The following is a 24,480-nucleotide window of genomic DNA, read 5'->3' on the forward strand; positions in this document are numbered from 1 at the left end:
GCGTGGGCATGGACGAAGGCGCTGGGCGCATGGCCACCGGCTACCAAGGCATCAATGTCTTGGTCACCGGGGCGGACGGCTTCATCGGATCGCACCTCACCGAGCAACTCGTGCGCAGCGGCGCGAACGTCACGGCCCTTACTCTCTACAACTCCTTCGATTCCTTCGGGTGGCTCGACGATCTTCCGCCGGCAGTTCGTGAGAGCGTCCATGCTGTGCGCGGCGATGTACGGGATGCCGCGCTGATGCGGCGTCTCGCGGTGGGGAAGGACGTGGTGTTCCACCTAGCGGCGTTGATCGCCATTCCCTACTCCTACGCGGCGCCGCAATCCTACGTGGACACCAACGTGCTCGGCACGCTCAATGTTCTCGAAGCCGCGCGCAGCAACGATGTCCTGCGCGTCGTGCACACCTCGACGAGTGAGGTCTATGGCTCGGCGCTGGTCTCGCCCATCGCGGAATCGCATCGGCTCCAGGGCCAGTCGCCCTACTCGGCGTCCAAGATTGGCGCCGACATGATGGCGGAAGCGTTCGCGCGTTCCTTCGGCCTTCCGGTGGCGATCCTGCGGCCCTTCAACACCTTCGGCCCCCGCCAGAGCGAACGGGCGGTGATCGCGACGTTGTTGCGACAGGCGCTCGACCCGAAGGTTGCGACCATCCGTGTCGGCGACCTCTCGACAGTCAGGGACTTCACCTTCGTCGGCGACACGGTGGCCGCCTTCCTGGCGATCGGGGTCGCGCCACAGGTGGAGTTCGGCAGCGCCTACAATGCCGGAAGTGGTTCGGCGGTGACGATTGGCGAGATCGCGCAGCTGGTCATAGAGGTTACCGGAAGCGGCAAGCCGATCGAGACGGAGGCGGAGCGGATGCGCCCCGAGCGTTCCGAGGTGCGGGAGCTTCTTGCCGATGCGGGTCGCTTCTCGGCCGCCACGGGCTGGCATCCGCGGGTTGACCTGCGTGAGGGACTGACGCGGACGGCGGCGTGGTGGCGTCGGCGGCTGGAGGAGGGGCGGGTGCGCCGTGAACGCGACTACGTCACCTGACCGCGTGCGTGGCCAGGCCTTGCCCCAGACAGCGCCAAGGCAGGCGCGAGCCGGAGGTGGTGGAGTGTTTGCAGGACCAAGGTATTGGCACCGTGGGCTGCCTGGTGATGCGCCGCCATCCGCCCTGACTGGCGCCGGATTCCGGCGATTGATGTGGAGGGCGACCTGCGCCGCGGCGATGCTTTGCCTTGTGCATCTGCCGGCTCGGGCCGAGGTCTACCGGTTGCAGACTGGCGACGTGCTCGAAGTTTCTGTGGCAGGTTGGCCTGAACTGCTGCGGCGCGTCGCGGTGCAGCTTGATGGCAGCCTGCCGCTTCCCCTGGCAGGCCGCGTTGCCGCCGCCGGCGCGACGCTCGCCGAGGTCGAGTCGCGCATCCAGACAGCGATCGCCAGCCGCCCGCTACGGACCTACCTGGCGGATGGCCGGGAATTGCTGCGCTTCGTGGACCGGGAGCAGATCTCGGTGTCCATCGCGGAATACCGGCCAGTCTCGATCACCGGCAATGTCGCGCGCCCCGGCGAGCAGCCATTCCGCCCTGGCATGACGGTGCGCCACGTGATGGCGGCGGCCGGCGGGTTCACTCTGCTGCGGCCGGAGGTCGGCACGCATGGCGAGGCGGCGCAACTGCGCGGTGAATACGGCACGGTCTGGGTCACACTTGCGGCGGAAATGGCGCGCGTCTGGCGCATGAAGGCGGAACTGGGCGACGAGGTGGAATTCGACCGCTCCAGCCTGCCGCCCACGCCAGTCGCCGACCGTGTGCTGGAACAGTTGCTGACGCGCGAGGCCGAGTATCGAAGCAATCGCGCCGCCGATCACGAGCGGGAGAAGAGCTACCTCAGCAGTGCCGCAGCCGAAGCCGAGCGCCAGATCGAGTCGCTGACCGCGCAGCAGGCGCGGGAGGAGGAGGGCGTCGAGGCGGATACCTCTGAGTTACAGCGGACGACACAGCTGCTGGCCCGCGGCATGGTCACGCAATCCCGTGTCACGGATGCGCGGCGTGTCCTGCTGTTCTCATCGACTCGGGCCTTGCAGACCTCGGCGCAGCTGGTCTCCGTGCGGCGCCAGCGCGGAGAGCTGCTGCGGGAATTTGAGCGTGCCGACGACCGGCGCCGGATTCGCCTGCTGGCGGAGCTGCAGGAGGCGGTTCCGAAGGTGGCGACGGCCCGCGCCCGGCTGGAAAGCATTGAGGAAAGGCTGCGGTTGCTGGGTGTCGCGGTTCCAACCAGCGAGCCGGGTGAATTGACGATCACGCTGGTGCGGGCCGGCGTCGGCGGCGCTGCCCTGGTCAGGGCCGACTGGGAAACGGAGTTGCAGCCTGGTGACATCGTTGATCTCGGGCGAGGTGGCGGTGCGCCGCCGCTGGCTGGGATCCTGGCCGGCGCGCGGCCGGTGCCGGCGGCGGACAGCCCCACGCCGGAAGCCTCCGCGTCCCGCCCTGATTCGCCACGTCGGCCTGCCTCGGGCCTGGCCGAGTCCGAACGCGCCAGGCTTGCCGTCGGACGGCCGCAGTGAGCGCCCGGCGTTTTCGCATCGCATTTCCCTGCGGCATGGCTTGCCGCCCGGCCCGCATGCTGAGGAGGCGGAATCGTGGCCGGATTTCCTGACATCACCGACGAACATGTCGCGACCATCCCGCACCACCCCGTGCAGCAGGATGCCGCGAGGGACGCATGGCCCGTCGTGGTCGAGTTGTTCGGGCCGGCGGCGGCCGGCAAGACGACCTTCGCGCGGGCCCTGCACCGGGCTCTGGAAGCGGCGGGTCATCAGGCCGAGGTCGTTTCCAGTGCACGGCCCGCCGAACGCCCTGCGTCGCGACCGACATCTTCGCTCGACCGCATGCTGGTCGCGCCGATGAGCCGCGCTGCAAAAGTCTTCGGCGCGCTGGCGGAACTGCGTTGCCCCGATCCAGTCGGCGTGGAGCTGCTGGCGATGTTCCCGCCACGCTCGCGCATCGGGCATCTTCGCAGCCGTCGCTATCTCGCGCGCATGCACCAGACGCTTTCGGCGCGTCGTGCGCCCGGCCGCGTCGTCATCCTGGACCAGGGCTACCTGTCCGCCATCTGCTCCCTTGCGGCCCGCTCCGGGTGCGCCGGTCGTGCCGAGGGCGGGCTGGGCGCCGCGCTGGACCTGGTTCCGCCCGCCGACCTGGTGGTGTGGGTGGAAGCCCCGCGGGAGGTCGTACAGGCGCGGCTCCGCGAACGCCTGGCGCGGCAGTCGGCGGCCGAGCGGCTGTTCGAGCTGGACCTCGCCACGCTCATGGAGCAGGCGCGCCTGACGGACGCGTTGCGCCGCCTGATTGCGCGGCGTGGACGCGCGGTACTGCAGGTCGAGGGGCATCCCGGGCCTGGCCCCGACCAGGACGTGCTGCGCATCGCGGCGGCGGTGCGCGCACGCATCCGACCGGTCCCCGCCGAGGGAGCGCCAACGTGAGCGGGAAGCTGCTGGCGGGCCCGATGCTGCTGCGCCGGGGCATCCCGGACCGGCTCCTGCGCCTGTCCGCCTCCGGCCTCGCCAAGGCCAGTGGCGGATCGCTGGCCGTGCTCGTTGCCGGCGCGGGGCTGAGCTACGTCGCACAGGTCGTGACGGCACGGCTGATCGGGCCGGCGAGCTTTGGCGTCTATGCCTATGTCCTGGCCTGGACCACCCTGCTGGCCTACGCGGCGACGCTGGGCTTCCGTGTCTCGCTGTTGCGGCTGCTGCCAACCTATCGAGCGACCGGGAACTGGTCCCACGCCCGGGGCCTGGCCCGCTTCTCGGCTTGGGCCACGGCGGTTTCGGCCTGCTGCGTCACCGCGGCCGGACTCGCGCTGGTGCCGCTGCTGCTGGGCACCACATCGGAACAGGCGCGCACCTTCCTGATCGGCCTCTGCGTGGTGCCGCTGGTGGCGCTCCAGCTTATCCTGGCGACCTCCGTGCGTGCCTGGGGCGGTGTCGTCGAGGCGCTGGTCCCCGAGCGCATCCTGCGGGACGGCGTCGCGGTGGCGGTACTGGTCCTGGTGTTGGCGGCCGGCTGGATGGCGCCCGGCGCACCGGCCGCAGCGGTGGCCCTGCTGGCAGGCGGGGCCTGCGCCCTCATGGCCAGTTGGCTGATGCTGCGCCGCCGGCGGCCGGGCGAACTTGCCGCTGCCGCGCCGACGCTGACGCCGGGCGCGTGGTTGCGTCCGACGCTGCCGCTGACGGTGCTGATGCTGGCGGATGTGCTGATGGGCCGGGCCGGCACGATGGTCCTCGGGTCGATCGGCGCCATGCATGAGGCCGGGATCTTCACCGTCGCCTACAGCCTGTCGCTGCTGGCCGCGCTGCCCCGGATGGCAATCGCATCGGCCTTCGCGCCGACCGTGGCCGACCTGCATGCGCGGGGCGATCGGCCGCGCCTGCAGGCGCTTTGCACGCGGGCCGCACGGCTTTCGCTGGCGGCCACGCTGCTGGTCGCGCTGCCGCTGATCGCGGCGGCAGGGCCGCTGCTGTCGCTGTTCGGGCCTGCCTTCGCGCCTGGTGCGCCGGCCGTCGTCATCCTGGTCCTGGCCCAGCTCTTCGCCGCGGCCTGTGGACCGCAGCAGCACCTGCTGACGATGACCGGCCACGAGGTTGCGGCGGCCTCCAGCCTGGCCGCGGCGGTCGCGGCGGCGTTCCTGTTCGCCCTGCTGCTCGTCGGCCCGCTGGGTCTTCCTGGTGTTGCCCTGGCTTCGGCGGGAAGCCTGGTGGGGTGGAACCTGTTCATCCTGGTGTTCGCGTGGCGCCGGCTCGGCCTCAGGCCCGGGCTGGCCTTGCCCATGAGGAAGGCGGAGGTCAAGCGATGAACGTGCAGAGCGTCGTTACCGTGGCGGATGCGGCGGAGGACCCGATGACGGACGCGCCGGAGGTGCTTCCGCGGCCGCTCCGCGTGCTGCGCGCCGCGCTCGACCAGCGGGGCATCCGCTACTGCCATTGGAAGAGCAACATCCGCCTCGCACGGGCGCTGACCGGCATGGAAGACGTCGACCTGCTGGTGCATCGGGAGGATGCCGTGGCGTTCCAGGCGGCGCTGGCGGAGGCGGGCTTCCGGCGCACCGGATCGCGCGCCGGCCTCGGCCATCCCGGCGTCTTCCACGCCGTGGCGCTCGATGAAGCCAGCGCCAGCCTCATCCACCTGCACGCCTACCTGCAGATCGTCGGCGGCGACAGCCTGGTGAAGAGCTATCGCCTGCCGGTCGAGCCGATGCTGCTGACCGGATGTCGCCGGCTGCATGGCTGGCCGGTTCCGACGCCGGAGGCGGAACTCGCGGTCTTCGTGCTGCGCGTGGCGCTGAAGCATGCCGACCCGGTCGAGGCAGTCATGGCAAACCGCGGCTACGGCGCCACGGTGGAGGAACTGGCCTGGCTGCGCGACCAGGCCGACGAGCCGCGCGCCATCGCGCTGTTCGAGAGCCTGGTGCCGGGCGCCGGGCCGGAGCTGTTCGGGCGGCTCGTCGAGGCGATCGGTGACCGACATGCCCTCCCGCAGCGCATGCGCCTCGGATTGCACCTCGCCTGGTCCATGCGAGGCCTGCGCAGGCTCGGGCGCATCGCCGAGCTGCGGTCCCGCCTGCACCGGGTGGCGGCCGCCCTGGGTCGTCGCATCTCCGGGCGCCGGGACCTGGTTCTGGAAACCGGCGGCACCATCGTGGCACTGGTGGGCCCGAAGGCCACGGGAAAATCCACGCTGGGCGACGGCATCGCGGAGAGCCTGTTTGGGCAGCTCGACGTCATCCGGATCCATGCCGGCAAGCCACCGGCGACGCTGCTATCCGCGGCCCCGCGGACGCTGCTTCCCCTGGCTCGGCGGATGTTTCCGGGCGACCGGCCCAGCGCCTATGACAGTATCGAGAAGCGCCGCGGGCGAGGCCATTCGCTGCTCTACGTGCTGCGCATGACCCTGTTGGCCCATGACCGGCGCGCGCTGCTGCAACGCAGCCGGCGGGCCGCCGCCGCCGGCGCCATCGTGGTGAGCGACCGCTACCCCTCGGCCACCGAAGGTGCAATCGACAGCAGCTGCTTCGACGCGGCGACCATCGCCGCGTGCCAGTCGCCCCTCAAGCGCTGGCTGATGCGGCAGGAGCACAGGCTGCACGCCACGCTGCCGCGACCCGGCCTCGTGCTGCGCCTCGAGGCGCCGATGGAGACGGCGATCCGGCGCGACGCAGAGCGCTCGAAGCCCGAAGGGCCGGATGCCGCGGCGGTGGTCCGGCGCTGGCAATTGGAGACGCATGCGGAGTTTCCGGGAACCCCCGTGGTTCGCCTGCGCACCGACATGCCGCTCGAGGATTCGCTGCGCCGGGCGGTCACGGAGGTCTGGGCGCATCTCTAGCCGGCTGCCCCTGCGACGGGCGGTGGGGGCGATGCGTCGCCGCGGTGAAGTCCGGTCCTGCCGGTAAGGGTGCCATCCCCGGTGGTACAGCCCCTGGCGCAACATGCCGATAATCCGCATTTTGCCCCGGTCGCGAATTCCTGCTCTATACCCCAGCGTCGGGAGGCAACGCCTCGGTGACAACCAGATCATGCTGGAGTGGCTGCTAGGCTTGCACGATACACCCAACCTCCTCCACCCGGCGCCGATCGGGGGCGCCCTGGCACGGCGGCGCAACCTGCTGCCTGCGCCACCGGACACGGGGGCACGACGATGAGGCGCGGGCCGGTGCTGATCCGCTCCCTGCGCCTGGCGCCACCGCCCGAAGGCGCCTGGCACCGCATCTTCTTTGCGATGGAAGGACTGGAGGAAACCACGGTTCCCTATGTGACGCTGCACGATGCCGCCGGGGTCTCCCTGTGCGGCCACCTGTACCTGCACGCGCTGCCCTCGCGGGATGCTGGGCGGGAGGCGCGGGAGATGGTCTGGTATGTCCCTGGGGAAATCCGCGAGGCACGTCTTTCGGCCCTGGGTCCTACCGCTGGACTGCGTGCGGAGGCGTTCCTGTTGCAGCCGTTGGGCCGCGCCGCGGCCGCAATGCGGCTGTTGCGCCAGGCCCCGCGGCGCGATGTCGTGCGCCTGGCACGCATGGCGCTGACCCGCCCGCGCAACCTGCGCCGGGAAATGCGGCACGTGCTGGCGCTGACCACGAACAGTGCGCAGGTGTCCCGGCAATCCTACGCGACCTGGATCGCACTGTTCGACCAATGGTCCGCGGCGGATTTTCCGGCGAGCCCCGCGCCGCCGCGCATCGCCTACATCGTGCTGGCGCAGGATGCGCAGTCGCCTGCGCTGGCAGCGACGCTGGCGTCTCTCGCGGCGCAGCCGACGCGCCCGGACAGCGCAATCCTATATCCCGGCGCGCTGCTGCGGCCCGCCATCGCGCCGCTGGATGCCGACGTCATTGGCATCCTCCAGGCCGGTGAGGTGCTGCCGCCGCATGCGACGCAACTGTGCGGACAGAAGTTCGGCACAACGGAAATCGCGATCACCGACGAGGATGACGTGGCGCCGGACGGCACGCGCCATGCGCCACGGTTCAAGCCACGCCCGAATCTCGCGCTGATGCTGTCCGGTACCCTGTCGCGGGGCCTGTGGCTGGTTCGGCGCGACACACTGATGCGGCACGCGCCGGAGGTGGCGGAGACGGCGGAGGCGCTGCGCCTGGCCACCTGGCTCGCCCGCTACCGCGCCGACCCGCGGCCATTCAGCCGGCGAATTCCCTACATCCTGGCGCATCGTCGCCCCGATGCGGAGTCGGCGGCACCCGAGGCGCTGGCGGAGATTGTATCGCGGCACCTTCAGGGTGGCGGTCCCGCCATCACGCCCATCGCCGGCGTGCCGCTCAGGTTTCGGCTTGCGCCGGCCGCGCCTGAGAAACGCGTCACGGCCATAGTGCCGTCCACGCTGCGGGCGCACCATTCGCAGGCCTGCATCAGCGCCATCCTGGACGGGACGGATCATGCGGGCTTCGAGCTGCATGTGGTGGTGATGCAGCCCGGTCCGCTGGATGCCTGTCAGCGCGTGGCGGCGGAGGCGCTCGGCCGCCATCCGAATGCGAGGGTCAGTTGGCTCGAGGCGCCGGGCTTCAACTTCTCCACCGCCAACAATCATGTCGCGGCGCGAACGCAGGGCGACCACATCCTGCTGCTGAACGACGACGTCACCCCCATCCGGCGCGACTGGTTGCGCTGGATGTGCGCCTTCCTGCACGATCCGATGGTGGGGATGGTGGGTGCGCGGCTGCTGTATCCGGATGGCAGCGTGCAGCATGGCGGCATCATCATGGGTCTCTCGGGCCTGTGCGAACATGCGCATCGCCACCTGCCGGGAGATGAGCCCGGCTACATGTCGCGTGCTGTTCTGGCGCAGGAGCTTTCGGCCGTCACCGCCGCCTGCATGCTGGTGCGCCGCAGCCTGTTCGAGATGGTCGGCGGCCTCGACGAAAATTATCCTAGCGCCTTCAACGACGTGGATTTTGCGCTGCGGGTGGGCGAGACCGGGCATGGCATCGTCTACGCACCGCAGGCCGAATTGCATCATCATGAACTTCTGACCTACGGCAACCACTATTCGGGCGACCGCGCCGCCTTCCAGGCCGCGGAAAGCCGCAGGGTGCGGCAGCGTTGGGCAGCGGTTTGCGCGGAAGATCCGTTCCACAGCCCCAACCTCAGCCTGGCGCTCGGGCACGAATGGCGGCTCGCGTTTCCCCCGCGCGCCGAGGCGGAGTCGGCAGGGGGGCACCATGAAGGCACGAGCCCACTACCCGCTTCAGTTTCCTGACGCGCGTGGGATCCGGCGGAACCTGAAGGCTGTTCAGGTTTTGAATGGTGTCCTCAGGAAGCGTGACGCAGACTGACTTGAGACAGGGCCGGTTGGCGTGCACTCGCCCTGAAATCAGCCGAAGGTCAACGAGGTGACGGCCACCCGTAGACTCAACATTCCTGCGGACTATCCCTTCCAGACCTTGAACCGCGCGCTTTCTCCGCGTGACACCATGCATGCCGACAGTGATGCGCATTATCTTTCCGTCGGAATCTAGGCGATCTCAATTCTGGAACGCGCTCTCGGCGAAGCTGAACCTCAGAAAATCCTGGACCTGCCATGCGGCTTCGGGCGAGTCACACGAGTTCTGCGCGTGCGGTTTCCGCACGCGTCAATAACCGCATGCGATCTCGATCGCGAAGGGGTGGAATTTGCGCGGCGCAGTTCCAGGGCGATGCCGCGGTCTTAGTGAAGGATTTCAGCCAGCTTCAGCTGCGTGAGCAATACGACCTGATATGGGTGGGATCGCTCATCACCCATCTTCCTCCGCTGCAGACGCGGATGTTTCTTGCAGCGATGCGGCGGCACATGACGGACAATGCGAGGCTTGTCGTTTCATCCCACGGACCGAGCATCATCTCCCGCCTGCGTGCGCAAGGGTACGGGCTTGATACCGAAACAGCCACGGCGCTGATCGATGAGTTCGAGAAGACCGGCTTCGGCTATCGCGACTACCATACCGGCGGCGACGAGTATGGCGTAGCGCTGACGAACGAGCATTACGGCATATCGCTGACGGATGAAGCCTTGTTTCGCAACAACCTGCCGGAATGCGGCCTGCGCATAGTAAGCTACATCCCGCGCGTATGGGACGACCATCACGACATCGTCGTGACCAGGTTGAGCGAAGACGAATGACGTTCGCCCTGGCGGCCATGTCGCCGGGGCCTGGTCCGCACGAGCCGACCCGGCACATCGCAATGCTCTGGCCCCGTACAGGGTCCTGGCCTGCTGCCGGCTCGAGTCGACCGATCCATTGCAGATGAGCGGTCGCTCAGATGTTTGCGACCAGGATCTGTTGAACGCAAAGGCGCGCATCGGCGAGCGCATAATCCGTAGGCTGGCTCGTGGATATCGACGTCACCAGGTCCCGCAGCGGATTACCTGACCAAGCCGCCCGCAGCCGAAGGTCCGACGGAGATATGCGCCAGCGGTCAAGGAGGAAGGCGGGCGCAACATGGTGGGAGTCGAGGCTGTCAGGCTTCGGAGACTGCCGCCGCCGCGCAGGAAGAATCACGTCGCCCCACCAGGCAACAGGCACTTCCTCCACGCCCCCGACAGCGAGCGCATGGCCCGTCACGACCAGCCGGTCGTGCAGCCTGCGATAGGCGCCGGGACTCATCAACTGCCCGATCTCCACGCAGCCGAGGTAGCGCCCCTCGGCCCGTTCCATGCCCAGGTTGAGGAGCGGTACGCGAAGATCATGTGGTTCGGGGAGATGCCAGTTGTGTAGACGCACGGCCATCTCCGGGCATAGATCCTGGATCGGCCGCGTGGCATCGCGCACGGCCCGTAACTCCGCGACGGAAAACCGCGGGAGGCAGAGATGAATACGGAGTGGGCTGAGGCTGGAGGCCACGGCGCCTTGCGCGTCGGACGCGGCCCCGAGAAGCGCGAAGACACCTTGCTCCAGCCTCGGCAGATCGACCAGGTCCTCGAAAACGAGAAGGACGTCGAGGCCTCCTCGCGGCGCCGCAATCATCACCCGATGCCCTCCAGTTCCGCGGAGAATTCGGCCAGATGGCGCCACTCCGCAGGCACGGCAGGGCCGGCATCCTCCGGCAGGGAAAGGTTTGTTCCCCCGGTGGATGTGCAGTCGCGCCGTTCGCGCTGCAGCAGGCCTGACGGCGATCCTCGGTCGTCGGGGCGGGGTTGAGGGTTGCGGTACATCAACGACCAGGGCGCGGCCGTCATGCACGCTTTGCCCCTCAGCCGAACCGCTCCCTCCCTCCGGAAGCATGAACCTCGATGCGTCGCCGCACCGCCTTGCTGCTCGCCGCGCCGGTGCTGCTGGCTATTGCCGTCATCCTGCTGCGCCTGCAACCCATGGACGTGGAAATCGCGCCTGCCGAGACGAACATCCCCGTCACCATCTTCGGCCTTGGCACGGTCGAGGCGCAGACGTTGTCCCGCATCGGCTTCGAGGTGCCCGGCACGCTCACGGACCTTGCCGCGGACCACGGGGATGAAGTGCGCGCCGGCACGGTACTCGCGCGCCTGAACTCGGCCGGCCAGGAGGCCCGCGTCGCGCGCGCCGAGGCCGGTCTGCAATCGGCGCAGGCCGTCGCCGAACGCGCCGAGGCCCAGCGCGAACGTGCGGAAGCCGTGCAGGCGCAGCGGCAATCGACCGCGCGACGCCGCCGTGACCTGGCGCAACGCGGCGCCGGCAGCGCGGAAGCCGCGGAACTGGCGGAAACCGACGCCGTGCTGGCGGCGGCCGACCTGGCCGTGAATCGCGCCGATGCCGCCGTGGCCCGCGCCGCCATTGCCGACGCCCGGGCGAACCTGCTGGCGGAGCGCAACACGCTGGCCCGGCACAGCCTGCTCGCCCCCTATGACGCCCTGGTGGTCAGCCGCCAGCGCGAGCCGGGCACCGCGCTCAGCCCCGGCGAGGTCGTCTTCACGCTGATCCCGCCCGACAGCCTCTGGGCGCTCGCCCATGTGGATGAGGGGCGGGCAGGGGACCTCGCGGTGGGACAACCAGCGCAGGTTACGTTGCGCAGCCGCCCCGGCCAGCCCATGGCGGCGGAGGTGGTGCGGATCGGCCTGGAGGCCGACCGGGTGACGGAGGAGCGCCGGGTCTATCTGCGCTGCCGGTCCTGTCCCTCCCGCCCCATCCTGGGTGAACAGGTCGAGGCACTGATCGAGACAGGGCGCCTGCCGCGCGCGAGGCTGGTGCCGGAAAGCGCAGTGCATGGCTTCGACGGGGCCGGCGGCACCGTTTGGACGGTGGAGCATGGCCGCCTGGCGCAGCGCCACCTGCGCTTTGCCGCGCGCCTCGTGGATGCGCGCCTCGCCATCGTCGAGGGCCTGCCGGAGGGCGCCGAGGTCGCAACCCGCCCCACAGCGTCCTTCCGCATCGGCCGGGCGGCGCGCGCCCTGCCCGCGCCATGAACCTGGCTCTCGCCGACATCCGCCACGGCCTCGGCCGCTTCCTGCTGACCTGCGCCGGGGTCGGGCTGCTGATGGCGGTGGCGCTGTCCATGGTCGGCATCTACCAGGGGCTGGTGCGGGAAGCGCTGGCGCTGACGCGCAGTCTCGGCGCCGAGCTTTGGGTGGTGGAGGCCGGCACGCGCGGCCCCTTCGCAGAAGCCTCCCGCATCCCGGGCGATGTGCGGGAGATTGTGGCCCGCATCCCCGGAGTCGCCGCCGCCGGAAGCCTGGCGCTGCGAACGGTGGAGGCGGAGGGGCCGCGCGGTCGCCTGCGACTGCAGGTGGCGGGCTACGAGCCCGGTCGGCCCGGGGGGCCGGCCACGCTGGCTGCCGGCCGCGGCCTGGGCGGCGCACGGTTCGAACTTGTGGTGGACCAGCGCGCCGGATTGCCACTGGGCGCCACGGTGACACTGGGTCGCGATCGGTACCGCATCGTTGGCCTGACGCGCGGGCTGGTTGCCTCCGGCGGCGACCCGCTGGCTTTCGCCACGCTGCGCGACAGCCAGGACATGCAGTTCCGCCTGTCCCCGCCGGCGACCCGGCGCGCGACGGCGGCGGGCGCGCCACCGGCGGCGACCGACATCGTCAACGCGGTGATCGCCAGGCTGCACCCGGCTGCGGATGCGGATGCCGTGGCAGCGAATTTGCGCCGCTGGAAGCACCTGGCCGCGCTGACGGCGACGGAGCAGGAGGACCTGCTTACAAAATCCGTGGTGCAGCGCGCGCGGCTGCAGCTTGGCATGTTCACCGTGGTGCTGCTGTTCGTGTCCGGCGTGATCATCGCGCTGATCATCTACACGATGACTATGGACAAGCGGCGGGAGATCGCCACGCTGAAGCTGATCGGGGCGCCGGACCTGACGGTCGCCGGACTCGTCCTGCAGCAGGCGATGCTGCTGGGCGCCCTGGGATTCGCCGCGGCCGTGGCCCTGGTCTTCGCCGTGCGGGACAGCTTCCCTCGCGCGGTCGAACTGGGACCGGCGGAGATTGCCACGATGGCCGGCGTCATCGCGACCATCTGCCTGACGGCCAGCCTCGTTTCCATCCGCGCCGCCCTCCGGATTGACCCGCAGCAGGCACTCGGCTGATGCAGGCCACGCCGCCGCTGGTGCAGCTCGAGCGTGTGGCACGGACCTTCGGCCAGGGCGAGGCCGCCGTGCGCGCCCTGTCGGACGTCACGCTGGCGGTCCAGGGTGGGGAGGTCGTCGGGTTGCGCGGCCCGTCCGGCAGCGGCAAGTCGACGCTGCTCAACATCATCGCCTGTATCCTGGAGCCCAGCGCCGGTCGTCTCCTGCTGAGCGGCGAGACGGTATGGGATGGCGCCTACCGCGTGCCGGACCTGCGCCGGCTGCGACGGGACCGCATCGGCTTCATCTTCCAGTTCCACAACCTGCTGCCGTTCCTGAGCGCGGTGGACAATGTCGCGCTGGCGATGACGCTGGCCGGCACGAAGCGGCCCGAAGCACGGGCGCGGGCGCGCGCGCTGCTGGATGAATTGCAGGTTGGGCGGCGTGCCGATGCGATGCCGGCGAACCTTTCGGGTGGCGAGGCGCAGCGTGTCTCCATCGCGCGCGCGCTGGCCAACACGCCGCCGATCATCCTGGCGGACGAGCCGACCGCGGCGCTGGATTCGGAACGCGCCCGCGTGGTGATGGACCTGCTGCGCCAGGTGGCGCGCGAAAGGCGGGCCGCGGTGTTGGTCGTGACCCATGACGAAAAGATCTTCGACCGCTTCGACCGCATGGTCTCCCTGCGCGACGGCCGCATTGAGGAGGACACTGGCAGCGATGCCTTGACCCAGGCAGCACGTTGAGCATGCGGCCCGCTCAGTCCGCCGGCTTGCGCCACGGCGGAAAGCGATTGAGCGGGATCTTGAGGTAGGAGACTCCATTTGCCTCTGGCTCCGGCAACCGGCCGCCCCGCATGTTCACCTGCAACGCCTCCAGCATCAGTGCCGGAAGCGGCAGGCCAACATCGCGCTTACGCCGCCGGCGGAGGAACTCCGCCTCCGTCACGCCGTCATGGACGTGGATGCTGTGGCGCGCTGCCCGGCGTGAACAGGACCTCCGCCTCCATCCCGCCCACCTGGAACCGCTCGCCACCCGCGAACAGACGGTCCCACTGTGAACCGCCAGCGGGAAAATCCGGCAGGTTGTAGATCTCCTTCCAGATACGCTGCACCGTGATGACACCGGTTCCGATTGCAGTGGGGGCCCAAGCCGTTCCTTGAGATGTGGGGCAGCGGAAAGGTGGTCGGCATGCGGGTGGGTATCGAGGATCCATTCGACCTCCAGCGCCCGTTCGCGCACGAAGCCCAGCATCCGGTCGGCGCATTCGGTGGAGGTGGCGCGGGCATTGCGGTCGAAGTCCAGCACCGGGTCGATCACCGCGCAGCATCGCGTCTCCGGATCTGCGCAGACATGGGCGATACTGCTTGTCCCTTCATGGAAGAAGCCGGTCACCTCGGGCCGGTGCTGCTGCGTTATGCCGGTCGTCTCCGTACCCTTGCTGCTGCGCCGAAGCCGACGGTCGGGGGCGTCTTCTCAACACCCCGCACCCGCGGTGGTTCCAACGCCAGCCGGGGCGACCTGTACCAGCTTCCCTATCGCGGGTGTGCGGCTTCAGGGCGCGTGGCGGAGGCACCGCTTGAGGCAAGTCAACGCCGGTGTCGTGGCAGTCGGCCAGGCTGCCGGTCGGCCACAAGCCAGGGGAGAAGCCGCTCTTGTCCATCACCGCCGGCAACAAGCCACCCGGTTCCGCCGACGACACGCCCTGGCATGCCATCCCGGCCGAGGCGGCGCTGGCGCGCCTCAATTCCCGCCCCGAAGGCCTCGGCGCCGCGGAAGCCGCGCAGCGTCTGGCCGAGCACGGGCCGAACCGTTTGCCGGCCGGCGCCCCGCGCAGTGCCCTGCGCCGCTTCCTGGCGCAATTCTCCAACCTGCTGATCCACGTGTTGCTGGCCGCCGCGGCGGTGACGGCGCTGCTCGGGCACGCGCTGGATGCCGTAGTCATCCTCGGCGTCGTCCTGGTGAACGCCGTCGTCGGCTTCGTGCAGGAAGGCCGCGCGGAACAGGCGCTGGAGGCGATCCGCGGCATGCTGACGCCGCACGCCTCCGTGCTGCGCGACGGGCGGCGCCTGACCATCGACGCGGCGGAGGTGGTGCCCGGCGACCTCGTGCTGCTCGAAGCCGGGGACCGGGTGCCGGCCGACCTGCGCCTGATTCGGGCGCGCGGCCTGCGGATCGAGGAAGCCGCCCTGACCGGCGAATCCGTCCCGGTCGAGAAGTCGTTGGAGCCCGCAGCGGCCGGGGCGCCGGTTGGCGACCGCGGCTCGATGGCCTTCTCCGGCACGCTGGTCACAGCCGGAAGCGGCACCGGCCTGGTGGTGCGAACCGGCGCCGCGACGGAACTTGGCCGCATCAGCGGCATGATCGGCGACGTCGAGCAACTCGCCACGCCGCTGCTGCGCCAGATGGACGCCTTCGCGCGGCGCCTGACCTTCGTGATCCTGGGGCTATCGGGCCTGGTCTTCGCGATCGCCCTGCTGCTGCGCGGCTACGGCGCGGAGGACGCCTTCATGGCCGTGGTCGGCATCGCGGTGGCCGCCATTCCGGAGGGGCTGCCCGCCGTGCTGACCATCGCATTGGCCATGGGCGTGCGGCGCATGGCGGCGCGCAACGCCATCATCCGCCGCCTGCCCGCGGTGGAGACGCTGGGCGCCGTCTCCGTCATCTGTTCCGACAAGACCGGCACGTTGACCCGCAACGAAATGGCCGTCGCCGCCGTGGAAATCGCCGCCGGCCGCTTCGGCGTCTCCGGCGAAGGCTATGCGCCGCAGGGCGCGGTGACACGGGATGGCGAGGCTCCGGACTCGGAGACGGCGCCGGTCCTGGCGATGCTGGCCCGCGCCGCCGCGTTGTGCAACGACGCCGCGCTGCGCGATGACGCGGAAGCCGGCTGGCTGGTGGATGGCGACCCCATGGAAGGCGCGCTGCTCGCCTTCGCCGGCCGATCCGGCGAATCGCCGGAGGCGGTGCGCATCCGCCTGCCGCGCCGCGACGAGATTCCCTTCGACGCGCGCCACCGCTTCATGGCGACCCTGCATGGCGGGCACGGCCACGCCTTCGTCTGCGTGAAGGGCGCGCCGGAGCGGCTGCTGGAGATGTGCGACCGACAACAGGGCGCGGCGGGCACGGAGCCGCTGGCCCACGCCGCCTGGCAGGCGCGTGCGGAGGCGCTGGCGGCCGGCGGCATGCGCGTCATCGCGCTCGCCACCCGCGAGTTGCCGCACGGCATGGCGGAATTGCCGCCGGACGCCGTGGAACACGACCTGGTCCTGCTGGGCGTGCTCGGCCTGATCGACCCGCCGCGGGAGGAAGCGGTGGCGGCGGTGGCGGACTGCCAGGCCGCCGGCATCCGTGTGAAGATGATCACCGGCGACCATGCCGCGACGGCCGGCGCCATCGCCCACCAGGTCGGGCTGCGTGGCGCTGCCGCCGTGGTGACGGGGGCGGAGCTGGACGCGCTGGACGATGCGGCGTTGCGCGTCCGGGCGCGCGACAGCGACGTCTTCGCCCGCACCAGCCCCGAGCACAAGCTGCGCCTGGTCGAGGCCTTGCAGGCCGAGGGCGCGGTGGTGGCGATGACCGGCGACGGCGTGAACGACGCGCCGGCGCTGAAGCGCGCCGATGTCGGCGTCGCCATGGGTCGCAAGGGCACCGAGGCGGCCAAGGAAGCGGCCGAGATGGTGCTGGCCGACGACAACTTCGCCACCATCGCCGCCGCCGTGCGCGAGGGTCGCAACGTCTACGACAACGTCCAGAAGGTGATCGCCTGGACCCTGCCCACCAATGGCGGCGAGGCGCTGACCATCATCGCCGCCATCCTGCTCGGCCTGACGCTGCCGATGACGCCGGTGCAGATCCTGTGGATCAACATGGTGACCGCGACGACGCTCGGCCTCGTGCTCGCCTTCGAGCCGGCCGAGGCCGACATCATGCGCCGCCCGCCGCGGCCGCCGCGGGAGCCGTTGCTGTCCGGTTTCGTGGTGTGGCGCGTGGCCTTCGTCTCGGTGCTGTTCACCCTCGGCGCCTTCGGCATCTTCGCCTGGTCGGAGTGGCGCGGCCTGCCGGTCGAGGCGGCGCGCACGGCGGTGGTGAATGCCCTGGTGGTGATGGAGATCGCCTACCTGTTCAGCGTGCGCTTCCAGGCTAGCACGTCCTTCACCTGGCGTGGCGCGCTCGGAACCCGCGCGGTGCTGATCGGAGTCGGCGCCGTGGTGGCGCTGCAACTCGCCTTCACCTACGCGCCGCCGCTGCAACGGCTGTTCGCGACGCGGCCGCTCGACCCGGTGGCGGACGGCCTGCCGATCCTGGCGCTCGGCCTGCTGCTGATGCTGATCCTGGAAGCCGAGAAGGCGATCCGGCGACGCGGCTTCAGCCGGTAAGTTCGCGGCGGACGATGGCGGCGCCCTCCGCCAGCGCCTTCAGCTTGCCGAAGGCGCGCGCGCGCGGCATGTACTTCATGCCGCAATCCGGTGCCGCCACCAGACGTTCCGCCGGCACATGCCGAAGCCCGGCCCGGATCCGCGCCGCCACCGTCTCCGCCGTTTCCACTTCATGGCTGCCAAGGTCCAGCACGCCCAGCATGATGGTCTTGTTCGACAGGTCGGACAGGATGCCGAGGTCGAGCTTGGGCTGTGCCGCCTCGATCGAGATCTGGTCCGCGATCGAATCGGCCAGCTGTGGCAGGAAGGAATAGCCGGAGGGCTTGTCCTGCACGACCGCCGCGTAGCCGAAGCACAGGTGCACAACGGTCGGCCCGGACACGCCCTGGAGTGCGCGGTTGATCGCCCGCACGCCATAGCGCTTCGCCTGTTCAGGTCGCGCCTGCAGCCAGGGCTCGTCGATCTGGACCACATCGGCACCGGCCGCCCGCAGGTCGCGGGCTTCCTCCGCCACCACCTCGGCATAGGCCATCGCGACGGCCTCGTGGTCGAAGTAGTATTCATCCTTCGCCTGCATCGACAGGGTGAAGGGGCCGGGCAGGGTGATCTTGATGCGGCGATCGGTGTTGGCGCGCAGGAACTCCACGTCGCGCACCTCGACCGCATGCCGCCGGCGGATCGGGCCGATGATGCGCGGCACCTTGGTCATCCGGCCGGCGCGGCCCATCACTTCGGCAGGTGTGTCGACATCAACGCCGTCCAGCGCCAGGGCGAAGCGGTTGGAATAGCTTTCCCGCCGCATCTCGCCATCGGTGATGATGTCGATCCCGGCGCGTTCCATATCGCGGATGGCGATCAGCGTCGCATCGTCCTGCGCGCCTTCCAGCACGTCCTCGCCCACCCGCCAGATCTCGCGCATGCGCACGCGCGGCACGACATTCTTGGCCAGCACGGCGTGGTTCACCAACCAGTCGGGCTGCGGATAGCTGCCGACGACGGTGGTCGGCAGCAGGGTCGTGGTCTCGGCCATGGCGCGTTCATCCTTCCCGCTGCCAGCGGATATTGGGGGTCGGGCGGAGGATGGCGTGCCGGGCTGCACACTACAATAGCGGTAAAACAGATTGACAAGCGCATTTTATCGGGAAAATCTACGCCCGGGATGGAGCGGAACATGCGGGTTTGGGGCGATTGAGGCCGGGTGGCATGACAGCACCCGAGGTCACGCTTAGCTTCGACAACGGGCCCGAGCCCGAGGTGACGCCGCATGTCCTGGACGTGCTGGCGCGCCGCCGCATCCAGGCCAGCTTCTTCGTCATCGGCAGCAAGCTGGCCGACCCGGTCCGATACGCCTTGGCGGAGCGGGCCGGGGCGGAGGGCCACTGGATCGGCAACCATAGCTATACACACGCCGGGCCGCTGGGCGATCGCCGCGACCTTGGCCATGCCGAGTCGGAGATCGGCCGCACCCAGGCGCTGCTCGGCCCGCTGTCCCATCCGGACCGGCTGTTCCGCCCGGTGGGCGGCGGCGGCCGGCTCGGCCCGCATCTGCTGAGCGTGGAGGCACGCGACCACCTGCAGGCACATCGCCACACCGTGGTCTTGTGGTCGGCAGTGCCGGGCGACTGGCGCGACCCTGACGGCTGGCCGGACATCGCCCTGGCGCAGTGCCTGGCACAACCGCGTCCGCTGCTGGTGCTGCACGACCTGCCCGGCGGCGCGATGCGCCACCTCGACACTTTCCTGGGCCGTCTTGTGGAGGCCGGGGCCACGTTCCGGCAGGACTTTCCCGAGGACTGCGTGGCGATGCGCCGCGGCATCCCCACCTCACGCCTCCCGGCGACGACGATGCCGGATACGGCACAAGGAGACTTCGCATGGTCCGCAGCATGATCGACCGGCGTTCGCTGGCCCTCGGCACCCTGGCCGGCCTTGGCCTGGCCGCCGGCCCGGCGCGGGCGCAGGCCTGGCCGGCGCGGCCGCTGCGCCTGGTTGTGCCCTTCGCCGCCGGCACGACCACGGACCTGTTTGGCCGGGCGATCGCCAACCACCTGTCGCAGGTGCTCGGCCAGACCGTGGTGGTGGACAACCGCAGCGGCGCCGGCGGCAACATTGGTGTCGCCGCGGTCGCCCGGGAACGGCCTGATGGCTACAACATGGTGCTCGGCACCAGCGGCACGCACGGCGTCAATGCCAGCCTCTACCGCGACCAGGGCTACGACCCGGTGCGCGACTTCACCCCGGTGGTGCCCTTCGTCACCGCCCCGGTGGTGCTGGCGGTGCGGCCCGAACTCGGCGCGTCCGACTTCGCGGGCTTCCTGGAACTTGCCCGCCGGCGCGACCGGCCGCTGACCTTCGCCTCCGCCGGCAACGGCACCACCGGGCATTTGTCCCAGGCGCTGGTCGACCTGCGGGGCGGGGTAAAGACCGTGCACGTGCCGTATCGCAGCGGCGCGCAGGCGGTGACGGACCTGCTGTCCGGTCAGGTGGACGCCATGTTCTACCACTACCTGCCGCTGATGCAGCATGTGCAGGATGGCCGGCTGCGCGTGCTCGGCCTGACCGCGGCGCGGCGCACCACCACGCTGCCGGAGATCCCGACGATGCAGGAACTCGGCCTGCGCGATTTCGTGGTAGAGGGCTGGTGGGCGATCTATCTGCCGGCTGGCGCAGCGCGAGAGGTGGTGGACCGGATCAACGCCGCCACGAATGACTGGCTGCGGCGGCCGGAGTCGCTGGTGACGCTGCGCAACCAGGGGGTGGAGCCGCTGGGCGGCACGCCGGAAGATCTGGCCGAACGGACCCGGACCGAGGTCGCCAAGTGGCGCGACATCATCCGCGAGGCCGGCATCGAGCCCAACTGATCAGGCCCCAACTGATCTGGCCCCAACTGATCTGGCTTTGACCAACAGGATCAATCGATCGCCCGCACGGGCAGGAGGATGCGATGCAGGACCTCGACGTCAACGGGATCACCGACGCGGTCATCGAGCAGATGGCGACCACCCCCGACCCGCGCATGCGGGAGATCATGGAGGCGGCGGTGCGCCACCTGCACGCCTTTGCGCGCGAGGTGAACCTGACACCCGATGAATGGCTGAAGGGCATCGCCTTCATGACCGCCGTCGGCCAGGCCTGCACGCCCTACCGGCAGGAGTTCATCCTGCTGTCCGACGTGCTCGGCCTGTCCCGGCTGGTCAACGTGATGCACGACACCAAGGGCCGCGAGGCCACCGGCACCGAGACCAGCCTGCTCGGCCCGTTCTTCCGCGAGGACGCGCCCAAGGTCGAACTCGGCGGCAGCATCGCCCGCATCGCCGGCGGGCCGGAGATCCAGATCTACGGCCAGGTGACCGACACCGGCGGCCAGGGCGTGCCGGGGGCGGTGATCGATGTCTGGCAGACCGATGCGGAGGGCCAGTACGACCTGCAGGCGCATGATCCCTCCGTGATGGACATGCGCGGCCAGCTGCGCTGCGACGCGGATGGGCGCTTCCACTTCCGCACGGTCCGGCCAATCGGCTACTCGATCCCGATGGACGGTCCGGTGGGCGAGCTGGTGCGCCAGCAGAACCGGCACGGCTTCCGCCCGGCGCACATCCACATCCTGGTCGCCGCCCCCGGGCACCGGGAACTGGTGACGGCGCTATATTTCGGTGACGACGCGCATGTGGACAGCGACACGGTGTTCGGCGTCTCGCAATCCCTGGTGATCACGGCGCGCGACGACCTGCCGGATGCGCCCGTGAAGGGCCTGCCCGGCATCCGCTACGACTTCACCCTGTCGCGCGACGCCGACACGGAAGGCGGGCGGGTCGGGTCCGATCCGTCGAGGCTGATGCCCGCCGGCTGAGCTGCCGCACGCAACCAAGACACGCAAAGTGCCTGAACCAGACTGGGAGGACGACCAACGATGTTCCGACGTGCAATGATGGCCGCTGCGGCCGCGCTGACCCTGGCCGTCCCGGCTGCCGGGCAGGCGCAGGAAGCCTTCCCGACCCGCCCCGTCCAGGTCGTCCTGCCCTATCCGCCCGGCAATGCCATCGACCTGCTGGTTCGGGCGCTGGGCGCGGCGATGACGCCGCATCTCGGCCAGTCCGTGGTGGTGCTGAACCGCGATGGCGCGGCGGGCTCCGTCGGCTCGGCCTCCGTGGCGCGCTCGGCGCCGGATGGCTACACGCTGCTGTTCGTGCCGGCGCTGGTCGCCTCCGTCCTGCCGGTGATCCAGCCGACCTCCGGGTTGCAGGCCAATTCCTTCCGGCCGATCTGCCAGGTCTTCAACAACTCCATGGCGCTGATCGTGAAGCCGGACAGCCCGATCCGCACCCTGAGCGATCTGCAGGCGGCGGCCCGGGCCCGGCCGGGCCAGGTCACCTACGGCACGCTCGGCGTCACCTCCATCCCGCACCTCGCCATGGTGCAATGGGCGCAGACGGCGGGCGTCGAGGTGGAGCACGTGCCCTACCGAGCCGATGCCATGGTGATGACGGAAGTGCTGGCCGGCCGGATCGAGGTCGGCTCCATCGTGCTCGGCTCCGCCGCGGGGCGTGACGACCTGCGCGTGCTGGCCGTCTTCGACACGCAGCGCCACCCGGACTTCCCTAATGCCGCCACCGCCGTCGAACAGGGCTTCGATGTCTCGCCGGCCAGCTTCGGCGGGCTGTTCGCGCCGGCCGCCACGCCGCCGGATCGCATCGCGCGGATCGAGGCCGCCTGCGCCGCCGCCGCCGCGGGAGACAGCTACCGCGCCGCGGCCCGCACCGGCTCGCAGCCGACGAACTTCTACCTCGGCGCCGCCGACTTCACGCGCCGGGTGCAGACCGATGTGGAACAGAAGGCCGGGCTGCTGCGCGGCCTGACCATCAACCGGTAAAGCATTTCCAGGCCCGGCGTCCGCGCCGGGCGACTCGGAAAATGCGCCTCTACCGGGCGGCCATCAGCCGCCCGGCTCGAAGCCCTGCACACCGGAGCGGCTGGCCAGTTCCACGCTCTGCGCGAAGGCATCGCGCCGGGCGAGGTTGGTCGCCGCCAGACTGCGCAGGCGACCGACACCCTGTGGTGTCGTCGCCGGGATTTCGGCCTGCACGGTGAAGGCAGTGCCAAGCGCGTAGCCCGAGACGCCACCGCCCGCCTCAGCCAGCACGAAGCCGCCCGCCGCCCGGCGCAGGCTCACATCCCGCCCCGCCTCCAGCGTTGCGACCACCGGCGCCGTGCCATCCGGCCGGGCCCGTAGCGGCACGCTGGCCGAGGCGACCGCGCGCGTCGTCCCTGGCTGGGGCGCCCGCGCCGCGGCCAGCGCCGCCCGCGTGCCGGGTGCGGCGGCCTCGACCGCCTGTTCGATCCGCGCGCTGCGGGCGGCAATCTGCTCGCGCGTCTGGCGGGCCTGTTCGACATCCCGGCGCAGCCGTCCTTCCGCCGCGCCCAGTCGGCGCGGCAGCTCCTCGGCCGGGAAGGCGCCGGAGCCGGCCTCGGCCCGGATTACCCGCACTTCCGTCCAGCGGCAATACAGCAGCGCATCGAAGGCGATCTGCAACCGCTCCAGCGCCGCATTTTCGCGCGCCAGCTCCGCCGCCAGCTCTTCCGCGGAGGGCGTGCCGGCTCGGCGCGGCGGCGTGCCGAACAGGTCCCCGGCCGAGACGAACACCACCACCTGCGGACCGCAGCTATCCTGTGGATCGGCGGCAGCCGCGCGGGCCGGGCCAGCGGGCGCAAGCGCACCCGGGGCGGCGCAGCCGGCGCCGAGGGCCAGGATGGCGCCGCCGATGACGGCCAGTCTGAACGCGCCCAAGGCTATCTCCTGCCGATTTCCGGCAGGACCGTCGCACTGCCGGGCACAGGCGTCGAGGCCGGCCCGGTTTCACCCGCTTCACGCGCTCAGTGCAGCGCCTCGCAGAAGCCGCGGATGCGACGGCAGGCATCGTCGAGCAGCGCATCGGCGGCGGCGAAGCTGATGCGGAAATGGCCTGGGAACATGAACGCTGAACCCTGCACCGTCGCGACGCCGGCCTCCGACAGCAGTGCCAGCACGAAATCCCAATCATTCCCGATCCGCGTGCCGGCGGCGGTGGTGCGGCCGATGCAGGCGGTCATGTCCGGGAAGGCGTAGAAGGCGCCTTCCGGCAGGTGGCAGCGCAGATGCGGGGTCGCGTTCAGCGCCGCCACCACGCGGTCGCGCCGCGCCTCGTAGACCTGGCGCATCGCCTCCGTCGCCTCCTGCGGCCCCTCCAGCGCCGCCACCGCGGCGGCCTGGGCGATGGAACAGGTGTTGGAGGTGCTCTGGCCCTGCAGCTTGTCCATCGCCTTGATGATGTGGCGCGGCGCGCCGCCGAAGCCGATGCGCCAGCCGGTCATCGCATACGCCTTGGAACAGCCGTTCATCGTCAGCGTGCGGTCGCGTAGCCGCGGTTCCACCTGTGCGAAGGTGGCGAATTGGCGACCGTCGAAGATCAGCTTCTCGTAGATGTCGTCGGTCAGGATGTGGACCTGTGGATGGCGCAGCAGCACGTCGCACAGCCCGCGCAGTTCCTCCGCACTGTAGGTCGCGCCGGTTGGGTTCGACGGCGTGTTGACGATCAGCCACTTCGTGCGCGGCGTGATGGCCGCTTCCAATTGCTCCGGCGCCAGCTTGAAGCCCTGGTTCGGGCCGCAGGGCAGCAGCACCGGCGTGCCATCGGCCAGCCCGACGATATCCGGATAGGACACCCAGCAGGGCGTCGGGATGATGACCTCGTCGCCGGCATTGATGGTGGCGATCAGCGCATCGTAGATCACCTGCTTGCCGCCGGTGCCGACCAGGATTTCGTCCGGCGCGTAGTCCAGCCCGTTGTCGCGCTTGAATTTTACTGCCACGGCGCGGCGCAGGGCCAGCGTGCCGGAGATGTCGGTGTAGCGCGTCTGGTTGGCCTGGATGGCGGCGATGGCCGCGTCCTTGATGTGCTGCGGCGTGTCGAAATCCGGCTCGCCGGAGGAGATCGCCAGCACGTCGCGGCCCTCCGCCTTCAGCGCCTGGGCGCGCTGGCGCATGGCCGTGGTCAGCGACGGCTGGATGCGGTTCAGCCGGTCCGCGATGATCGAGGAAGCGCTCATC

General features: G+C 70.2%; 22 protein-coding genes. 16 read left to right on the forward strand and 6 right to left on the reverse strand.

Annotated elements, in window-relative coordinates:
• The first annotated feature begins 8 nt into the window (after nt 1-8).
• The 8 genes from ACLF3G_RS10475 (at nt 9) to ACLF3G_RS10510 (ending at nt 9,655) form a co-directional block, all read left to right on the forward strand.
• Nucleotides 9-1,043: an SDR family NAD(P)-dependent oxidoreductase gene (locus ACLF3G_RS10475; protein WP_430669310.1), complete on the forward strand. Its 1,035-nt coding sequence runs from the start codon at nt 9-11 to the stop codon at nt 1,041-1,043.
• Between the two features lie 178 nt (nt 1,044-1,221).
• Nucleotides 1,222-2,559, forward strand: coding sequence for a polysaccharide biosynthesis/export family protein (locus ACLF3G_RS10480; protein WP_430669682.1), 1,338 nt, complete (start codon nt 1,222-1,224; stop codon nt 2,557-2,559).
• Between the two features lie 75 nt (nt 2,560-2,634).
• Nucleotides 2,635-3,477: an AAA family ATPase gene (locus tag ACLF3G_RS10485; protein WP_430669311.1), complete on the forward strand. Its 843-nt coding sequence runs from the start codon at nt 2,635-2,637 to the stop codon at nt 3,475-3,477.
• Complete coding sequence (locus tag ACLF3G_RS10490) at nt 3,474-4,847, forward strand: lipopolysaccharide biosynthesis protein (protein WP_430669312.1); 1,374 nt, start codon at nt 3,474-3,476, stop codon at nt 4,845-4,847. The genes ACLF3G_RS10485 and ACLF3G_RS10490 overlap by 4 nt, the downstream gene beginning before the upstream one ends.
• Nucleotides 4,844-6,373 carry a hypothetical protein gene (locus tag ACLF3G_RS10495; protein ID WP_430669313.1) on the forward strand — a complete coding sequence of 510 codons (1,530 nt, stop codon included), beginning with the start codon at nt 4,844-4,846 and terminating at the stop codon, nt 6,371-6,373. The genes ACLF3G_RS10490 and ACLF3G_RS10495 overlap by 4 nt, the downstream gene beginning before the upstream one ends.
• Nucleotides 6,374-6,700: 327 nt before the next feature.
• Nucleotides 6,701-8,755, forward strand: coding sequence for a glycosyltransferase family 2 protein (locus ACLF3G_RS10500; RefSeq protein WP_430669314.1), 2,055 nt, complete (start codon nt 6,701-6,703; stop codon nt 8,753-8,755).
• A 271-nt stretch (nt 8,756-9,026) separates the two neighbouring features.
• Nucleotides 9,027-9,206 carry a methyltransferase gene (locus ACLF3G_RS10505; RefSeq protein WP_430669683.1) on the forward strand — a complete coding sequence of 60 codons (180 nt, stop codon included), beginning with the start codon at nt 9,027-9,029 and terminating at the stop codon, nt 9,204-9,206.
• Nucleotides 9,206-9,655, forward strand: a complete 450-nt coding sequence (locus ACLF3G_RS10510; RefSeq protein WP_430669315.1) for a hypothetical protein — start codon at nt 9,206-9,208, stop codon at nt 9,653-9,655. Before ACLF3G_RS10505 ends, ACLF3G_RS10510 begins: the two co-directional genes overlap by 1 nt.
• Nucleotides 9,656-9,791: 136 nt before the next feature.
• Here ACLF3G_RS10510 and ACLF3G_RS10515 read toward each other — a convergent pair whose 3' ends face one another.
• Nucleotides 9,792-10,499: a hypothetical protein gene (locus tag ACLF3G_RS10515; RefSeq protein WP_430669316.1), complete on the reverse strand. Its 708-nt coding sequence runs from the start codon at nt 10,497-10,499 to the stop codon at nt 9,792-9,794.
• Complete coding sequence (locus ACLF3G_RS10520; RefSeq protein ID WP_430669317.1) at nt 10,499-10,711, reverse strand: hypothetical protein; 213 nt, start codon at nt 10,709-10,711, stop codon at nt 10,499-10,501. The genes ACLF3G_RS10515 and ACLF3G_RS10520 overlap by 1 nt, the downstream gene beginning before the upstream one ends.
• Nucleotides 10,712-10,765: 54 nt before the next feature.
• On the opposite strand from ACLF3G_RS10520, the gene ACLF3G_RS10525 reads away from it, so the two are divergent.
• The 3 genes from ACLF3G_RS10525 to ACLF3G_RS10535 are packed head-to-tail and all read left to right on the forward strand — an operon-like array spanning nt 10,766 to nt 13,763.
• The gene (locus tag ACLF3G_RS10525) at nt 10,766-11,911 is read left to right on the forward strand and encodes an efflux RND transporter periplasmic adaptor subunit (RefSeq protein ID WP_430669318.1); all 1,146 of its coding nucleotides are present in this window, start codon (nt 10,766-10,768) and stop codon (nt 11,909-11,911) included.
• Nucleotides 11,908-13,038 (forward strand): ABC transporter permease, encoded by a 1,131-nt coding sequence (locus tag ACLF3G_RS10530; protein ID WP_430669319.1) that lies wholly within the window; start codon nt 11,908-11,910, stop codon nt 13,036-13,038. The genes ACLF3G_RS10525 and ACLF3G_RS10530 overlap by 4 nt, the downstream gene beginning before the upstream one ends.
• On the forward strand, nt 13,038-13,763 hold the full coding sequence (locus ACLF3G_RS10535) for an ABC transporter ATP-binding protein (protein ID WP_430669320.1): 726 nt from the start codon (nt 13,038-13,040) through the stop codon (nt 13,761-13,763). The genes ACLF3G_RS10530 and ACLF3G_RS10535 overlap by 1 nt, the downstream gene beginning before the upstream one ends.
• A gap of 13 nt (nt 13,764-13,776) precedes the next feature.
• Here ACLF3G_RS10535 and ACLF3G_RS10540 read toward each other — a convergent pair whose 3' ends face one another.
• Nucleotides 13,777-14,412 carry an MBL fold metallo-hydrolase gene (locus tag ACLF3G_RS10540; protein WP_430669321.1) on the reverse strand — a complete coding sequence of 212 codons (636 nt, stop codon included), beginning with the start codon at nt 14,410-14,412 and terminating at the stop codon, nt 13,777-13,779.
• 260 nt (nt 14,413-14,672) lie between these two features.
• Between ACLF3G_RS10540 and ACLF3G_RS10545 the strand changes: the two genes are divergently transcribed.
• Nucleotides 14,673-17,396 (forward strand): HAD-IC family P-type ATPase, encoded by a 2,724-nt coding sequence (locus ACLF3G_RS10545; RefSeq protein ID WP_430669322.1) that lies wholly within the window; start codon nt 14,673-14,675, stop codon nt 17,394-17,396.
• On the opposite strand, the gene ACLF3G_RS10550 is transcribed toward ACLF3G_RS10545, so the two are convergent.
• Nucleotides 17,386-18,426: a 5-methyltetrahydropteroyltriglutamate--homocysteine methyltransferase gene (locus ACLF3G_RS10550; RefSeq protein ID WP_430669323.1), complete on the reverse strand. Its 1,041-nt coding sequence runs from the start codon at nt 18,424-18,426 to the stop codon at nt 17,386-17,388. The genes ACLF3G_RS10545 and ACLF3G_RS10550 overlap by 11 nt on opposite strands.
• 173 nt (nt 18,427-18,599) lie before the next feature.
• Here ACLF3G_RS10550 and ACLF3G_RS10555 point away from each other — a divergent pair, with 173 nt between their 5' ends.
• The 4 genes from ACLF3G_RS10555 (at nt 18,600) to ACLF3G_RS10570 (ending at nt 22,266) form a co-directional block, all read left to right on the forward strand.
• Nucleotides 18,600-19,286 (forward strand): polysaccharide deacetylase family protein, encoded by a 687-nt coding sequence (locus ACLF3G_RS10555; RefSeq protein ID WP_430669324.1) that lies wholly within the window; start codon nt 18,600-18,602, stop codon nt 19,284-19,286.
• Nucleotides 19,271-20,257, forward strand: a complete 987-nt coding sequence (locus ACLF3G_RS10560) for a Bug family tripartite tricarboxylate transporter substrate binding protein (RefSeq protein ID WP_430669325.1) — start codon at nt 19,271-19,273, stop codon at nt 20,255-20,257. Before ACLF3G_RS10555 ends, ACLF3G_RS10560 begins: the two co-directional genes overlap by 16 nt.
• Before the next feature lie 83 nt (nt 20,258-20,340).
• Nucleotides 20,341-21,246, forward strand: a complete 906-nt coding sequence (locus tag ACLF3G_RS10565; protein ID WP_430669326.1) for a dioxygenase — start codon at nt 20,341-20,343, stop codon at nt 21,244-21,246.
• 60 nt (nt 21,247-21,306) lie between these two features.
• Nucleotides 21,307-22,266 carry a tripartite tricarboxylate transporter substrate binding protein gene (locus ACLF3G_RS10570; RefSeq protein WP_430669327.1) on the forward strand — a complete coding sequence of 320 codons (960 nt, stop codon included), beginning with the start codon at nt 21,307-21,309 and terminating at the stop codon, nt 22,264-22,266.
• A gap of 63 nt (nt 22,267-22,329) precedes the next feature.
• Here the strand turns inward: ACLF3G_RS10570 and ACLF3G_RS10575 are convergent, their stop codons facing one another.
• The gene (locus ACLF3G_RS10575; RefSeq protein ID WP_430669328.1) at nt 22,330-23,181 is read right to left on the reverse strand and encodes a hypothetical protein; all 852 of its coding nucleotides are present in this window, start codon (nt 23,179-23,181) and stop codon (nt 22,330-22,332) included.
• 86 nt (nt 23,182-23,267) lie between these two features.
• Nucleotides 23,268-24,479: a pyridoxal phosphate-dependent aminotransferase gene (locus tag ACLF3G_RS10580; protein ID WP_430669329.1), complete on the reverse strand. Its 1,212-nt coding sequence runs from the start codon at nt 24,477-24,479 to the stop codon at nt 23,268-23,270.
• Nucleotide 24,480: the final 1 nt, after the last annotated feature.

The organism is Falsiroseomonas sp. HC035 (assembly GCF_050563525.1).
Lineage (GTDB): Bacteria > Pseudomonadota > Alphaproteobacteria > Acetobacterales > Acetobacteraceae > Falsiroseomonas.